Genomic DNA, 15908 nt, shown 5'->3' on the forward strand with positions numbered 1-15908 from the left:
ATTAACAATAAACGAACATATGTACGCTTAAATTCGCAGGTTTTGGCCATGCCTGAAGCCATGAAATGCTGAACCTATACATCAAGCGTTGCAGGTTTAAACTACTTATCACGCTAACTAATTGATATTAAATGTATAGCATTTAATGCTTAAGCTTTTAAGAAAAATCCTTACACTTTTCTATGTACAACTTTTTAATCATTGTATAACTTTATTTGTACATTTATTTGATACTGCATATTTACAGGAGTGACTGATGCAACAGAACAACTACGTACCCGATACAGCTAACGCTATCACCCGATATTTCTCCAAAGCAGCCCTGCCTTCCCAGCAGGAAACTCTGGGACAAATCGTAGTGGAGATCCTGAGCGACGGACGCAGTTTGAACCGCAAAGCAATCTGTACAAAATTGTTACGTCGGGTTGAAGAAGCATCAGGTCCTGAAGAAGAGAGTCACTACCACACTTTGATTGGCCTGCTTTTTGACCGTTAAGTTCAAACGGCCTTATAGCGCAAATTACTGGCTTTTTAGATCAACACTTGTGGGAGCATTATTTCGGGCAATATAGAAAGCCTGGCAACCTTCAGCTGACCTCCTGAGTGAGGGCTGATTTCAAGCCACATTTCGGTAACGAAACAAGGTGGCAAGAAGAGACGCAGTTATGAGCAGAAGTAAAAGAGAGCAACTGATCGATCAACTGATTGGAGAAGCAGTTTTATCAATCCTTTACGATAACGGGCCAATCAGTACCCGGTCGCTGATTGAGAGACTGCAAACAATGGAAGCGTCAGAAAGAGATGCACAGAGGCGAAATCTGATAGCGGATGTGATTACCGATATCAGTCACCAACGCCTGGGCATTTCGCGACGTAATTCGCTTCCGAGTCAACAGCAGTGGGACATGGAGAGCCCGATAAAACAAAAAAACAAGGCATATCCGTTATTCGACGATAGCCCTGATCCTGGCAGCAGTAAAAAACACTGACTGCTCTACACACTTAACTTACTCATGGTGAAAGTAAATGACCCAGATGACGCTTCATAAATCAGAAATTTATGCCACCCTGCCAAACACAGCTTTGACCGCATATTTTCGTAACGCTGGCGACATGCTGGCTGATGAGGCCGTATTACTCGGAGCGGTAATACGCAGCATTCTTGCTACTGATGGACATTTAACTAATAAAGCCATAATTCAACGTTTGATAGAGGCTATCGAATCCACTGATGATGTCGTCACCATCGACATCGTGCGTAAAACCCTTGAGATTGTCGTTGACCATACTTTTGATGATATTTGATCGTGAAGCCGTAGTATCAATTTTACATCTCTTGAATGATCGGCTTCAGAAAATAGAAAAGTATGCTGTCATCCCTGCCCCGGGATGACAGCAAATCTTGCGGTATTCGGATAAGATTTTCCGCTCGGGGAATCGATTTACTGCAGAATCTCCAGTCAACACCACAGTGTTAACACACCGCTGACTCTAAAATTAACCCCCTCTTTTAATCAATACGTAATAAAGTCAATTTGATAAATCACCAGAAATGTGTGATAGGTTGGTATCAGCCCTCTTGCTATTGTTATTTTTCCGACACAACGTTAATGCTATAGGTGTTGTTGGTTTTGATTCGAATAAATAATATATTTAATTAGCACGCTATTTTAACCTCGTTGTTAATTTATGAAAAAGACAGCGTAAATACCTTGTCGACATAAAACCAGAACGTAAAGAAATGAAAATATCTCCTACCATGATAAATGATGCGAATTTTTATCATTTGGCTATTCTGGGAAAAACGCTAAACGTCTAAGGCATGGGTGTGTAATTTAATAATGATATTTATCAATTTAGTAAGTTGGTATTTCGTACCTGGCTCAACAAGGAAAAGCTTGATAACCACCACTCTCTCATTAAGAAAGTCACGTATTGTGATTACTGCCCGACAGAATTGTTTCAAATTTTATTTTTCTCATTAAAAAGTATGAGAGAAGTAACACAAAGAAAAAACCATAGTTATAAATATAACAAAAGTGTCATATAGGGTAAAAACCTCAACCATACATATGAGTCATTGATATTTAAAACCCTCCGCCTTGAATGCACCTGCAAATTCAAGAGACCGAGGCTGCCTGTAACTTACTTAAATTTATTTTTACGAACGAGGAAATAAACTTATTCAGCTAACTATTTTCGCAGGGAGAATAACTCTTATAAGGTATCCAATACTTTAAATTATATAAAAATGGACCTTGGTTGCGTCATTGCAACCCGATAACTCATTTCAACACACACGGTACATTCTCCTGCCTTTTTTTGATAACGACAGGTATGAGTGATGATAGCTAGTTCAAGGTAAAGATAGGGGTAATTATTTATGGCCTCACAATATGACTTTACTGTCACGCTGCACGATCTTGCTTTTATTCTCAAGCAGATAAAGATATCTGAAGCAGCGACAAACCCAGATGGAAGTGTTAACGGCGATGCACTTCGAGAGTTAGTTTCCAGCCCGTTGTTACCCTACGGTATCCGTACCGTAGATGGCTCGTGGAATAACCTTCTTCCGGGTCAGGAACTATACGGTTCCGCCGATCAAAATATGCCAAGACTAACCGAGTTGAACTGGCAAGATGCGGATGCCATGACCAGTTATACCCAACTCGGTGGAACGGTCATTGATGCAGACCCGCGTATTATCAGTAACTTGATATCGGACCAAACCGCGTCAAACCCGGCAGCAGTCGAAGCGCATAATGGCTTACAAGATGCCCCAGGAGGAGGAACCACATCGGCAAATGGTAGCTTGTCGATTCCTAACCTGTCTCCGGATGTGGGTTTGTCCCCTGCTTTCAATGGCTGGATGACACTATTCGGGCAGTTCTTTGACCACGGTCTGGATCTAATTCCAAAGGAGGGAAACGGTATTGTATTTATTCCGCTGCAACCTGATGACCCCTTATATGTAGAAGGGTCGTCCACTAACTTCATGGTATTAACCAGGGCAAAGGTTGATGCTAACCATGAAACTGTCAACCTCACCACCCCCTTCATCGATCAAAACCAAACCTATACCTCCCACCCTTCACATCAGATATTCATTCGCGAATACGTCATGATTGATGGCAAGCCCGAACCTACTGGCAATTTATTAGGTGGCGCGAACGGCGGGCTGGCAACCTGGGCTGATGTCAAAAACCAGGCTGGAACCATGCTCGGTATTAAACTCACCGATCAGGACGTGTTTAATGTTCCGCTGCTGGCTACTGACCGTTACGGCAACTTGATCTTAAGTGAAAACGGCAAAGTGCAGATTGTTACCACTTCCGGGCTGGTTGAAGCGAATGGTGATTTCCTACCCCCAGGAACGCTGCGCACCGGGCATTCTTTCCTGGACGACATTGCCCACACCGCGGCGCCAAAAGCCGGGCTGTTGGCCGATGATGATGATGTGATTGGTGGTGTTCAGGCAGCCGGAACCTATGATGACGAGCTTCTCGACCGCCACTTCATTACTGGTGATGGGCGCGGCAATGAAAACATCGGTTTAACCGCGGTGCATGCCGTCTTCCACAGTGAGCATAACCGTCTGGTGGAAGAGTATAAAACTACCTTGCTGGCAACGGGTGATATCGATCTTATCAACCAATGGCTGTTGCCAGCACACCAAATAACTGAGCTACCAGCTGATACAAGCACCCTGGTCTGGAACGGTGAGTATTTATTCCAGGCAGGCCGTTTCACCACAGAGATGCAGTATCAGCACCTGGTCTTCGAAGAGTTCGCCCGCACCGTACAGCCTGCTGTCGACCCGTTTGTCTTCTCCAACACGGCAGATATTAACCCGCTGATCTTTGCTGAGTTCGCACACGTGGTTTACCGCTTTGGCCACTCGATGCTGACAGAAACCGTAGCGCGTACCGATATCGATATGCAAAACGGTGACATTGGCTTGATTGAAGCGTTCCTGAACCCGGTCGCCTTTAATGAAATTAACGGTGGCACGGTTTCCGATGAACAGGCAATTGGCGCGATTGTTCGCGGTATGACAAGGCAAGTCGGTAACGAAATTGATGAATTTATTACCGATGCGCTGCGCAACAACCTTATCGGGTTACCGCTTGATTTAGGCGCTCTTAACATTGCTCGTGGCCGTGATACGGCAATGCCAACACTAAACCAGGCCCGTGAGCAGTTCTTTGAACTCAGCGGCAACAGTGAGCTGCGCCCTTATACCAGTTGGGCCGACTTCACGACTTACCTGAAAAACCCGGCTTCCATCATCAACTTTATGGCTGCCTATGGCCAACATGAGTTGATTCTTGGCGCTACAACCATTGAAGGCAAACGCGATGCGGTGAACTTCTTGCTGTTTGGCGATGGCACTTCCCAACCGCCTGCCGATGCAATGGATTTCTTCAACAGTACCGGTGCATGGGCCACTAAAGAGTCCGGCCTGAATATGGTCGACTTCTGGATTGGCGGGCTTGCCGAGCGTAAGAACGAGTTTGGAGGGATGCTGGGTTCTACCTTCAACTTTGTCTTTGAAACGCAAATGGAAATGCTACAAGACGGCGACCGTTTCTACTATCTAAGTCGAGTTCAGGGGCTAAACATGCTCAATGAGCTGGAAGCCAACTCATTCTCCGCGCTGGTTATGCGTAACAGCGACCTCGGGGAAAATGGCTCATCTCACCTGCCCGCTAACCTGTTCCAGACTCCAGACCATATTTTCGAAGTGAACCGGGCGCTGCAAACGGAAATAGACCCGAAATGGGGTAACCCGCTTAAAGATTTGTTAACGCCTTTGCTGACACGGCGCGCTGCCACTCAGGATGTAAACGGCGATGGTGCGGCTGACGGCGCTTACCTTAAATACACCGGCGATGGGCATGTGGTACTCGGTGGTTCTGCTGGTAACGATACGTTAATCGGCGGTAAAGGTATCGACAGTCTATGGGGCGATGGTGGCGATGACCGCCTTGATGGTGGTGACGAGGCGGATGTGGTTCACGGTGGTGATGGTAATGACATTATTACCGACACCGGCACACCAGTTGGCGATGCTGACTTCCTGCACGGCGACGCAGGTCATGATGTCATCTTCTCCGGTAACGGTAACGATCTGGTATTCGGTGGCAGCGGCAGTGATTTTGTAGTTGTTGGCGAAGATGCCCAGGAAGTGTTTGCTGGGCGGGACAATGACTTTGTTCTGGGTGGCTCCGGCGCTGACGCCCTGCTTGGTAACGAAGGCGATGATTGGCTGGAAGGCGGTGACGGGTTTGACTCACTGACAGGTGAAAACTCCGAGCTGTTCTTCAACAGTACGATCGTTGGCCACGATGTGCTCAACGGCCAGGGTAACGACACGGACTACGATGGCGAAGCTGGCGACGACATCATGGTTCAGGGCCCGGGGATTCAGCGCAACAATGGCATGGCCGGTTTCGACTGGGCAATCCATAAAGGCGACCCGCATGGTGCTAACTCTGACCTCGGCATTCCGATTTTCGTTAACCAGCAAGAGTTTATCCTGCGGGATCGCTTCGATCTGGTTGAGGGGCTATCGGGCTGGAAACACAACGACATATTAGTGGGCACCGAACAACCTCTCGGGACCGCGCCGGTACTGGGCACCCCGCTCTCCAATAATCTTACCCAGGAAGGTGCTGACAGGATTAGCGGTCTGCAGGCCATTCTCGGTGTTGCACACTCCGCAGACCCTAATGCAGTGTTGCTTAACCCCGATGATGGCAGCGATATTTTACTCGGTGGCGGTGGCAGCGACCGCATAACCGGTAAAGCGGGCAACGACATTATTGATGGCGACGCGTGGCTGAACGTGCGAATTGCGGTCAGCGGAATGCCGGGCATCACCAGTGCCGACAGCATGAACGAACTGAAATCTTACATGCTGGCAGGCACCTTAAAACCGGATCAACTCTCGATAGTGCGTGAGATCTTGCGTGAGGGTAATGGCTCTGAAACCGACGTTGCGGTGTACCGCGATGTCAGTAGCAACTATGCCTTTACCCGTATGCCAGATGGCAGCCTCCGGGTTGACCATGCTACCCCCGACGCCGCATTGAATTTTGATGATGGTGTTGACCGCCTGCTGAACATCGAAAAAGTGGAGTTTGGTAACGGTGAACAGTTGTGGGTAACGGCACAACAGGCTACAGGCAATCTCACCATTGATAACCCAACACCAGAAGTTGGCGACCTCCTGCGAGTCAACCTGGCGAATCTGCAGGATGGCAACGGTATTGCGGCTAACGCCGCTATCACGCTGACATGGCAGGCATTTACCAATGGTCAATGGCGTGATCAGACCGTCGGTGAGGAGTTCAGAGTACCTGGCGCTATTTTGGGTGCTCCACTTCGTGTGGTTGCCAGTTTCAATGACCGTATGGGAGATGCTGAAACCCTGGTTTCGGCTCAAACCCAGGCCGTTATGGTGCGCGACCAGCCGACTACGGGTGCCCCGGTGATTAATGACCTGACACCTACCGAAAGTGTGACACTTACTGCTGTTGTCTCGGGTATTGCTGATGCGGACGGGTTGAGCGGCGGTAACTTTAATTATCAATGGAGAATGAGCACTGCGACCGGGTTTGTGAATATTGTTGGTGCCACAGCGGCCACCTTCACTCCGGCTCAGGCGATGGTTGGCAGGACTCTACAAGTGGTGGTGACAGTCACAGATGATGAAGGAAACGCCCCTGTTGTCCTCACATCTGCCACTACCCAGCCTGTTGGCGATCTTATTATTGGATCTAACGCTGGTAACACTCTCATCGGCACCGCATGGAGTGACATCCTTCGTGGTGAAGGCGGCAACGATACCCTGCTTGGACGTGCGGGTGACGATTTGTTGGTTGGTGGTGCAGGCAATGACAGCCTGTTAGGTGAAGCGGGACAAGATATCTTGCAAGGGGATGCTGGCAACGATGATCTCGATGGTGGTCTGGGAGCAGATAGCATGGCCGGCGGTGCCGGAAATGATACCTATATCGTTGATAACGCTGGCGACATCGTTATCGAAGGTCTCAATGCCGGGACAGATATTGTCCGAACCAGCCTCGCAAGCTACGACTTGACCGATAACATTGAAGAACTGGTGTTTACCGGCCAGGGCAGCTTCATCGGTACCGGGAATGCTATTGCCAACACCATTACTGGCGGCAACGGGAATGACTTTTTGTTTGGAATGGGAGGCAATGACCAATTAACCGGTGGGCTGGGGAATGACTTCCTTGATGGTGGCGATGGTGCCGATAACCTCCAGGGTGGGATTGGCAACGACGTGATGATTGGTGGAGCAGGTGCTGATGTTCTTTCTGGCAGCATAGGCAACGATATCCTCAACGGACAAACGGGTAATGATGCAATGGACGGCGGCACCGGTAATGACATCTTCGCTTTCAGCGCAAGCTTTGGGCAAGACCGCATCACTGGTTTTGATAGTAACGCCGTTGGCGGGCAGGACTACCTCGATTTAAGTTTGTTAGGTATTACTTCGGGTAGTTTTAACAGCAATGTCGCAATTACGGGAAACAACGGTAATACCGTCGTTACTGTTGGTGCTGATGTCATTACTTTAGTCGGCGTGAACTCAACCACCGTTAATATTGGTGATTTCATTCTCGAATTACCATCAACCTTTGCCGCTAATAATGGCAATAACTCACTGATTGCGTAAGGAGAAGACTATGTCGCGCCAGCATACGCCAACAGAACTGAAGAGTGCATTAAAGGGTACTAAACCGACCTTTATAATGCTGTTGTTTTTTAGTTGTGTAATTAACATGCTTATGCTGGCGCCGGCAATATATATGCTACAGGTCTATGACCGTGTTTTGGTCAGTAAAAACACGACGACTTTATTGATGTTGACGTTACTTATTGTCGGCATATACATCGTTATTGCGATGATTGAATCGGCCCGTTCAAGCGTCATGATTAGGCTTGGCAACCGGCTCGATGTCAAAATGAATAAGTTAGTCTTTAATGCTGCATTTAAACGAAAAGTTGCTACAGGCGATAGTAACCCTGCTCAGGCGTTAGCCGAACTGGATCAAATTCGGCAGTTTCTTTCCGGCAGTAGTTTATTTGCGCTGCTGGATATCCCCTGGACACCGATATATTTATTTATTGCCTTTCTTGTCCACCCGCTGTTGGGGTACCTCTCTTTGGCAGGAATAACAATATTATTTATCCTGACCCTGGTTTCTGAATTTTCGACCAAACGCCCTATTCAGCAAGCACATGCGTTAACTATCAATAACGCCAGCAAACTCAATAAGCAATTACAAAACTCCGACACAATAGAAGCGATGGGAATGCTTTCCACCCTAAAACTCCACTGGGGGGAGCAGCATGACAAAGTGCTGGTATTACAAACTCAGATTGCCGATAAAACGGCCGGATTAAACAGTTTAAGCCGCTTTGTGCGTGTGCTGCTGCAATCTGTTGCGCTGGGTGCCGGGGCCTTACTGGTGATCGGAGGCCAAATTACCCCAGGGCTGATGATTGCCGCTTCTATCATTCTTGGGCGCGTGCTTAATCCGGTAGAACAAATCATCGGAAGCTGGAAGCAGTTTGTGCAATTTCGTAGTGCATGGCATCAGATATCAACACTGCTGAAGGAGTACCCGGCACCAAAAGAGGTTCTGACCCTGCCGCGTCCGAAAGGAAATATCAGTGTTGAAAGTATTTTTGCCGCAGCACCAGGCCAACATGCTCCACTGCTACGTAATATCTCATTTCAACTCGAGAAAGGTGAAGTGCTGGGTATTATTGGCCCTTCGGCATCAGGGAAAACCTCACTTGCGAAGCTGCTGGTCGGCGTCTGGAAACCTCTATCCGGTAAGGTTCGCCTTGATGGTGCAGATATTTGCCAGTGGGATAAAGAGTTGCTTGGCCCATCCATCGGTTATCTCCCGCAAGATGTTGAATTATTCGACGGCAGCATCGCGCAAAATATCGCCCGCTTTGCCGAAAACGACAGCGAACTTATCGTTGCTGCCGCAACTTTGGCTGGCGTGCACGACATGATCTTACGTCTTCCCCAAGGCTACGACACGCCTCTGGGTGCAGGCGGACACCAATTGTCCGGAGGGCAAAGGCAACGTGTTGGGCTGGCACGCGCGGTCTATAACAATCCTGCATTCATCGTGCTGGATGAGCCAAACGCTAATCTGGATGATGCGGGTGAGTTTGCTCTCGTTAAAGCGATTAATACCTTGCGTACGCAAGGCCAAACCACTGTCATTATCTCGCACCGCCCGACGCTGCTCGGTGTAGTCAATAAAGTCTTATTACTCAATGACGGAGCCATGCAAGAGTTCGGCACCCGCGACCAAGTTTTTGCCAATCTAAGGCAGGCCAATATATTAAAACCGGTAGCGACCTCCTCTTCATCGAGTACTGAACAGCAACGAGAGGCCTGAGGATGAAAAAGAATAACAAAGACGCGCAAACCCCCGGTTCTGGCAGAGTTGATACCAATATCTGGCCTCCAATACTACGTGGGATCATCGTTATAACGCTTGGTGTTGGCGGTTTTTTATTATGGGCTGTGCAAGCTCCTTTAGATGCCGGTGTGGTGGCTGACGGGACGGTGACGGTTTCAAGCCACCGTAAAACTATCCAGCATTTAAGTGGTGGGCGAGTCACCGATATTTTTATTAAAGAAGGCGATTTAGTTAAAAAAAATCAGGTGTTAGTGCGGCTGGATAGAATGCAACTTGGCATGCGTTACAGCACGTTAAATGCACAATATATGTCAGCAAAAAGTATTGAAGACCGTTTGCTGGCAGAACGAGGCGGCCTGGAAACCATTGCTTTTGATAATACATTGACACAACAATTTGCTGAGAATAAACGGCTGATTGAGGTCAGGAATCTTCAAGAAAAGTTATTCGAAACACGCAGAAAAAATATCCAGGATGAATTATCAATGATTCAGGAGACGCTCGATGGCCTTGTAGAACAAACCGATAATTTAAATAAAATAAAAAGTTTTCGGGATCATCAGTCTAATCTAATCAATCGGGAGTTAGGTGCCATAAGAGCGCTGAGCGAAAAAAACTATTACCCTAAAGCACAATTGCTGGTGCTTGAACGCGAAGCTGCTGAAATATCCGGCAGCGTATCAGAGGATATTCTGAATATCGCTAAGCTAAAATCACAGCAAAATGAACTGAAAATCAAAGCGTATCAAGTGCGTCATCAATATTTGCGAGAAGTGGAATCCGAACTTACGGAAAAACAAAAAGAAGTCTCTGTGCTTGAAGATGAGTTAGTTTCGACTCGGCATGAACTGGATAATACGGAAATTCGTTCACCTATTGATGGCATAGTTCTGGATGTAAAAGTCAGTACTGTGGGCGGTATTATTCAGCCAGGAGAACATTTAATGGATATTGTTGCTGCCGGGCAACCTCTGCAAATAGATGCAAAAATACCGGTACATGCCATTGATAAACTGGTTCCCGGGTTGATGGTTGATGTGCTGTTCCCTGCCCTTAACCACGCTTTATTGCCATCAGTTCCTGCGCGCGTGTTAACTATTTCTGCTGACCGCTTAATCGATGAAGCCACGCAGCAGCCCTATTACCTGGCAGAAGTTCAGGTCTCTACAGAAGGCGTGCGTTTGCTGGGCGACTACAAAATTAAAGCGGGCATGCCGGCAAGTGTGACGATTAAAACCGGAGAGCGCACATTCTTGAGCTATCTGTTCAAGCCATTAATCGCGCGTCTGGAACTGGCGTTTAAGGAGTACTGATGCCATCCTATTTAAGGCGAGTGGCCATAGTGCCACTCGCTACTATTTTTTCTTCTATATAGTCTTCCCGATGCCAATTAACATAATCTACATCATTGACTTAAATGCGAATCAGAAGAGAATATTCGTTCCTGACTATGTGCCGCAAAATTGGAGTCTACCATCAGCCGCTCTCGTAACTTTCCGCTTATGACAAGAAAAGTGAAAACGTCAGGCGCCTTTGTTATCGCCGCTATGTTACTTGCCAGCTGCTCTTCAAAACCACCGGTCTCACTCGTGACCCCGGTGACTAAACAGACGCATCCGGCATCGCGTTCGCAAAATCAAGAACCAGTACGAGGCGTATGGCTCGCGACGGTGTCTCGTCTTGATTGGCCCCCTGTTGCATCAGTGAATCCCAATAACGCTTCCACTCGCGTTAGCCAGCAACAGCAGGCGCTAAAAAACAAATTAGATAACCTGAAAAGTCTTGGAATTAATACCGTATTTTTCCAGATCAAACCTGACGCCACAGCGCTTTGGCAATCAAAAATTTTGCCATGGTCAGATGTACTGACGGGCAAAATTGGCGAAGACCCAGGTTACGATCCGCTGCAATTTATGCTCGATGAAGCACACAAGCGCGGCATAAAAGTTCACGCCTGGCTTAACCCTTACCGTGTTTCCACAAATACCAAACCGTCGACCGTTGCAGAACTCAACAACACTTTGTCGGACCAACCACCGAGCGTGTTTGTGCTGCATCGCGACTGGATTCGTACATCAGGCGATCGTTATGTATTAGATCCCGGCATTCCAGAAGTTCGTGACTGGATTACCAGTGTCGTTGCTGAAGTGGTATCGCGTTATGACGTTGATGGCGTGCAGTTTGATGACTACTTCTATACAGAGTCCCCTGGTTCCTTCATCAACGACAACCCGACATTCCAAAAATATGGCCAGGGATTTGATTCAAAAGCGGACTGGCGTCGGCACAATACGCAGCAATTAATTGAACAAGTTTCTCGAACTATCAAACAGTTAAAGCCAGGTGTCGAATTTGGTGTGAGCCCTGCTGGCGTATGGCGTAACCGTTCATTTGATCCGGCAGGCTCCGATACCAGAGGTGCTGCGGCATACGATGAATCTTTTGCTGATACACGAAAGTGGGTGCAACAGGGCCTATTGGATTACATTGCCCCGCAGTTGTACTGGCCTTTCGCGCGAGATGCTGCCCGTTATGATGTGCTCGCAAAATGGTGGGCTGATGTGGTGAAACCCACAAATACGCGGCTCTATATTGGCGTTGCGCTCTACAAAGTCGGTGAACCGTCCAGGAAAGAGCCAGACTGGACTGTAAACGGTGGTGTACCCGAGTTGAAAAAACAGCTCGATCTGAACGAATCTTTGCCACAAATCAGCGGCACCATTTTGTTCAGAGAGAACAATCTCAACCAGCCACAGACCAGAGAAGCCGTTAGCTACCTTAAAAACCGCTGGGGCAGTTAACACCCACTACATAACATATTGAATATAATGAATTTGTTTTAAAATGACGTCGCTACGTGAATTCTGCTGTTTTGGCAGTACATCGGTGCAGCAGAATTCACGTAAATGCATCTAAAAATTAGGCTTCATTTATTCCTAACATGAAACAGCGTTGCCCATCTCTTTTTGTATCCTCGCTATGATTCAAAAAAACCAATCGAAATAGTCTTATTTTGTTCAGCGATTGGCATATCAATTCCGCCACATTAATTATTTTTTATATTGAATTATGGGGTGAGTATTAATTGAGCAATATTGAGGATAATGTGAAGGGAATGAAATTGAGTTTTATCTGGTTGTTCCAGTTTTATATCCACCGATAATCACTGGTAATGTTAATAGTGAGAAACGGTATCAACCATGAAGAAATTTATACTAATTATCAGTAGCATAGTAATTATCATGAGCCTGTCTGGCTGTATTTACAGGGATGGTGGCCATCACCACGGCTGGCATCATCACCATTATCGCTAACTAAAAATAAACCCCGGAATAATCCGAGGCTATTTATTTGTCCATCAGGGAAGTGACCAAACTTCCCTGGTACTCTTTATTACTGGGGTTTCACATTGTAACCGGCATCCACCATTTTTTCATTACGGTTCGGCTCCACTTCGCGCAGTGGTTCAACCTGGTGCATCGTTTGCTGACAGCGGATCACCAAATCCTGGTATTCGCGTGTCCCCTGCTTTTTCCACGCAAGTTCATCCGGGCGTAACTCGCGCACCACTTTCGCTGGGCTGCCCAGGATCATCTGGTTGGGTCCAAATTCCGCACGGGCTTTAACAAACGCCGTTGCGCCAACAATACTGTTTTCGCCAATCTGTGCTCCGTCAAGGATCACCGCATTCATACCGATCAGTGCATTTTTACCAATTAAGCAGCCGTGCAGAATCGCACCGTGGCCAATATGCCCGTCTTCTTCAACAACTGTGTCCTGCTCCGGGAAACCATGCATCACACAGTTATCCTGCACGTTAGCGCCATCTTTGACGATGATGCGCCCAAAGTCACCGCGTAAGCTGGCATTCGGCCCGATATACACACGGTGGCCAAGAATCACATCGCCAATCAGCACGGCCGTGGGATGCACATAGCTGTCTTCCGGCACTACGGGTGTGAGTCCATCAATTTGATATACGGGCATAATAACTCCTTACGGCTTGGTATTGATCCCACCAAAGCGCTGATAGTAGCCGCTTCCCGGTTGTGGCAAGTCACCCACTGAGGTTTCACCATGTTCGCTGACAAAAGCCAGTGCGCCCGGTGCGACACGCTGATAGATGTTGATACACAGCTGGCGGGCGCTTTGCCCTTGCCAGTGTGGCGGCAGTAATTCATCAGGAAGCAGCGGATCTTTCAGCACTACGCGGCGGTAGAAATGTATGAGCAAAAGTTGAATCTGGAAACAACGCAACGGCGTCAGTTCGCTGGCATCTGCCTCACGCAACAGCGGCAACAACGGTCGAAACGAGTTGATAAACTCACCGTAGCGCTCATTTTTATCAGTGAGTAGCCAGCACTCTTCGACGCGGGCTTTGAGTGCAGTTTTTGATGTCTGAAGCGGTGAACTGGCTTCAAAACAGATCACGTTATCCGCCACGCCGGCTTCATGCAGCAGGTTTTGTACATCGGCGAGATTTTGCGATGGCGACGCCATCAGGCTGGGGGCAAGTGTGCCAAACCCTTGCCAGATAAGCTGATTTTTCACTTGTTGAAGTGTGCTTTTTTCAAGCCCTTCGGAGAGCAAAAGCAACCACTTGCCGTCCCATTCAGGCTGCCCGGCTCGGTAGATTTTCGCTTCTGCCCGGCGCGTCATGCGCTGGCCCATTTCTGTCAGGCGATAAAAACTCCGTCGCCCGACGCGCTCCACATCAAGCCAGCCCTCTTTATTAAGCCTGAACAGTGAAGTGCGAACAAAACGCTCACCAAAGCCCAATGACTCCAGCATGGTCGCAAGGCTACCGAGCCAAATTTCACCGCCGCGATGCGCCAGTGCATCTCCATATAAAGAAACAATCAGCGACGTTCCGCTAATGGGAACGGCGCTGACCGCCTGCTCAATAAACTGTTCCAGTTTGCTGTTCATCATCTGCCAGAAATTCCGTTTTTAACGCACATTAGCCAAAACATAGCACAACAAAGACAATAAAAATCAGGTCATTAACAATGCGATTCACAATTTCTAGAAATACAGATTTTCCGGGTCGGATAAACGCTGCAGCGTCTGATATAACCGACCCAATAGTGGTTGTGATTACTGATTCGTGGCCTGGCGCAAATCACAAACGCGAATCGCTTTCCCTTCCGAACGAGGCAAACTGCCGCAGTTAACAATGCTGATATCGGTTGAAATCCCCACCATTGACTTAATCTGATGACGCAACTGGTGGCAAACGGAACAACGCTGTTCATGGCTCAAATGCAGACTGCTCTCTTTGAGCTCAACTTTCACCGCCAGCGTGTCGAGATGGCCATCGCGATGTACTTCCAGCTGATAATGCGGTGCCAGGTGTTCAAATTTTACGATCTCTTCTTCCAGTTGTGATGGGAACACATTCACACCACGGATGATAAGCATGTCGTCTGAGCGCCCGGTGATGCGGTCCATACGGCGCATAGTACGGGCGGTGCCTGGCAGTAAGCGCGTCAGGTCGCGGGTACGGTAACGAATCACCGGCAGCGCTTCTTTGGTCAGCGTCGTGAACAGCAACTCACCCTGCTCGCCATCATCCAGCGCGGCACCGCTTATCGGGTTAACAATTTCCGGGTAAAAATGATCTTCCCAGATAGTTGGCCCGTCTGTGGTTTCCAGGCACTCCATCGCCACGCCCGGTCCCATCACTTCTGACAGGCCGTAAATATCCAGCGCGGTAATGCCGAGGCGGCGTTCAATTTCACGGCGCATCGCATGAGTCCAGGGCTCAGCACCAAATACTCCGACACGCAGCGAACAATCTCGCGCATCGCCACCCATCTGACGTTCCAGTTCTTCAATCAAGTTCAGGCACCAGGACGGAGTCACCATAATCATGTCCGGGCGGAAATCGCGGATCAGTTGCGCCTGCTTCTCAGTTTGCCCACCGGACATCGGAATAACGGTCGCCCCGAGGCGCTCAGCGCCATAATGCGCACCCAGTCCGCCTGTAAACAGCCCGTAACCATAAGCGACGTGAATTTTATCTTTTGGCGTACCGCCTGCGGCACGAAGCGAACGGGCGACAATATCAGCCCAGGTATCAATATCTTTTTGCGTGTAGCCGACTACCGTAGGTTTGCCCGTTGTGCCAGATGAGGCATGAATACGCACAACCTGTTCCATCGGCACCGCAAAAGTATCGAACGGATAGTTGTCGCGCAAATCTTGTTTAGTGGTGCAGGGGAAAAGCCGAATGTCCTTCAGCTCTTTAAAATCATCAGGGTGCACGCCCACCGCATCAAACTTGCGTTTGTACATCGGCACGTTGTTATAAGCGTGATTCAGCGTCCATTTCATACGCTGCGTTTGGAGTGCCTGCAGCTCATCAACTGATGCGGTTTCAATCGGTTCCAGCTTTGTAGTAGAGGTTATCATTATAGGGTACTC

Annotated in this window: 10 protein-coding genes; 7 read left to right on the forward strand and 3 right to left on the reverse strand. The window is 48.2% G+C overall.

What is annotated here, in order from left to right:
* The first annotated feature begins 256 nt into the window (after positions 1-256).
* The 7 genes from ycgZ to M977_RS22230 all read left to right on the forward strand — a co-directional run bounded on the left by ycgZ (position 257) and on the right by M977_RS22230 (position 12283).
* The gene (ycgZ, locus tag M977_RS22200) at positions 257-496 is read left to right on the forward strand and encodes a regulatory protein YcgZ (RefSeq protein WP_064518920.1); all 240 of its coding nucleotides are present in this window, start codon (positions 257-259) and stop codon (positions 494-496) included.
* 169 nt (positions 497-665) lie between these two features.
* The gene (locus M977_RS22205; RefSeq protein WP_064518923.1) at positions 666-989 is read left to right on the forward strand and encodes a hypothetical protein; all 324 of its coding nucleotides are present in this window, start codon (positions 666-668) and stop codon (positions 987-989) included.
* Positions 990-1026: 37 nt separating this feature from the next.
* Positions 1027-1305: a biofilm development regulator YmgB/AriR family protein gene (locus M977_RS22210; RefSeq protein WP_034455564.1), complete on the forward strand. Its 279-nt coding sequence runs from the start codon at positions 1027-1029 to the stop codon at positions 1303-1305.
* A 1078-nt stretch (positions 1306-2383) separates the two neighbouring features.
* The gene (locus M977_RS22215; RefSeq protein ID WP_064518924.1) at positions 2384-7708 is read left to right on the forward strand and encodes a peroxidase family protein; all 5325 of its coding nucleotides are present in this window, start codon (positions 2384-2386) and stop codon (positions 7706-7708) included.
* A 10-nt stretch (positions 7709-7718) separates the two neighbouring features.
* Positions 7719-9458, forward strand: coding sequence for a type I secretion system permease/ATPase (locus tag M977_RS22220; RefSeq protein WP_064518927.1), 1740 nt, complete (start codon positions 7719-7721; stop codon positions 9456-9458).
* A gap of 2 nt (positions 9459-9460) precedes the next feature.
* Complete coding sequence (locus M977_RS22225; RefSeq protein ID WP_064518928.1) at positions 9461-10795, forward strand: HlyD family type I secretion periplasmic adaptor subunit; 1335 nt, start codon at positions 9461-9463, stop codon at positions 10793-10795.
* A 189-nt stretch (positions 10796-10984) separates the two neighbouring features.
* A complete protein-coding gene (locus M977_RS22230; protein WP_064518931.1) occupies positions 10985-12283 on the forward strand; it encodes a glycoside hydrolase family 10-like protein in 1299 nt (432 codons plus the stop codon).
* A 592-nt stretch (positions 12284-12875) separates the two neighbouring features.
* On the opposite strand, the gene paaY is transcribed toward M977_RS22230, so the two are convergent.
* The 3 genes from paaY to paaK form a co-directional block, all read right to left on the reverse strand.
* Positions 12876-13469 (reverse strand): phenylacetic acid degradation protein PaaY, encoded by a 594-nt coding sequence (paaY, locus tag M977_RS22235; RefSeq protein WP_064518933.1) that lies wholly within the window; start codon positions 13467-13469, stop codon positions 12876-12878.
* Positions 13470-13478: 9 nt separating this feature from the next.
* Complete coding sequence (gene paaX, locus M977_RS22240; RefSeq protein WP_064519042.1) at positions 13479-14411, reverse strand: phenylacetic acid degradation operon negative regulatory protein PaaX; 933 nt, start codon at positions 14409-14411, stop codon at positions 13479-13481.
* A gap of 168 nt (positions 14412-14579) precedes the next feature.
* Positions 14580-15896 carry a phenylacetate--CoA ligase PaaK gene (paaK, locus tag M977_RS22245; protein WP_157092114.1) on the reverse strand — a complete coding sequence of 439 codons (1317 nt, stop codon included), beginning with the start codon at positions 15894-15896 and terminating at the stop codon, positions 14580-14582.
* Between the last annotated feature and the right edge of the window lie 12 nt (positions 15897-15908).

Origin of the sequence: Buttiauxella gaviniae ATCC 51604, assembly GCF_001654835.1 — a bacterium.
Taxonomy (GTDB): domain Bacteria; phylum Pseudomonadota; class Gammaproteobacteria; order Enterobacterales; family Enterobacteriaceae; genus Buttiauxella; species Buttiauxella gaviniae.

Bases quoted from the DNA above. Each gene is read 5' to 3' on its own strand.
- ycgZ (WP_064518920.1), top strand. From the start codon at position 257: ATGCAACAGAACAACTACGTACCCGATACAGCTAACGCTATCACCCGA.
- M977_RS22205 (WP_064518923.1), top strand. From the start codon at position 666: ATGAGCAGAAGTAAAAGAGAGCAACTGATCGATCAACTGATTGGAGAA.
- M977_RS22210 (WP_034455564.1), top strand. From the start codon at position 1,027: ATGACCCAGATGACGCTTCATAAATCAGAAATTTATGCCACCCTGCCA.
- M977_RS22215 (WP_064518924.1), top strand. From the start codon at position 2,384: ATGGCCTCACAATATGACTTTACTGTCACGCTGCACGATCTTGCTTTT.
- M977_RS22220 (WP_064518927.1), top strand. From the start codon at position 7,719: ATGTCGCGCCAGCATACGCCAACAGAACTGAAGAGTGCATTAAAGGGT.
- M977_RS22225 (WP_064518928.1), top strand. From the start codon at position 9,461: ATGAAAAAGAATAACAAAGACGCGCAAACCCCCGGTTCTGGCAGAGTT.
- M977_RS22230 (WP_064518931.1), top strand. From the start codon at position 10,985: ATGACAAGAAAAGTGAAAACGTCAGGCGCCTTTGTTATCGCCGCTATG.
- paaY (WP_064518933.1), bottom strand. From the start codon at position 13,469: ATGCCCGTATATCAAATTGATGGACTCACACCCGTAGTGCCGGAAGAC.
- paaX (WP_064519042.1), bottom strand. From the start codon at position 14,411: ATGAACAGCAAACTGGAACAGTTTATTGAGCAGGCGGTCAGCGCCGTT.
- paaK (WP_157092114.1), bottom strand. From the start codon at position 15,896: ATGATAACCTCTACTACAAAGCTGGAACCGATTGAAACCGCATCAGTT.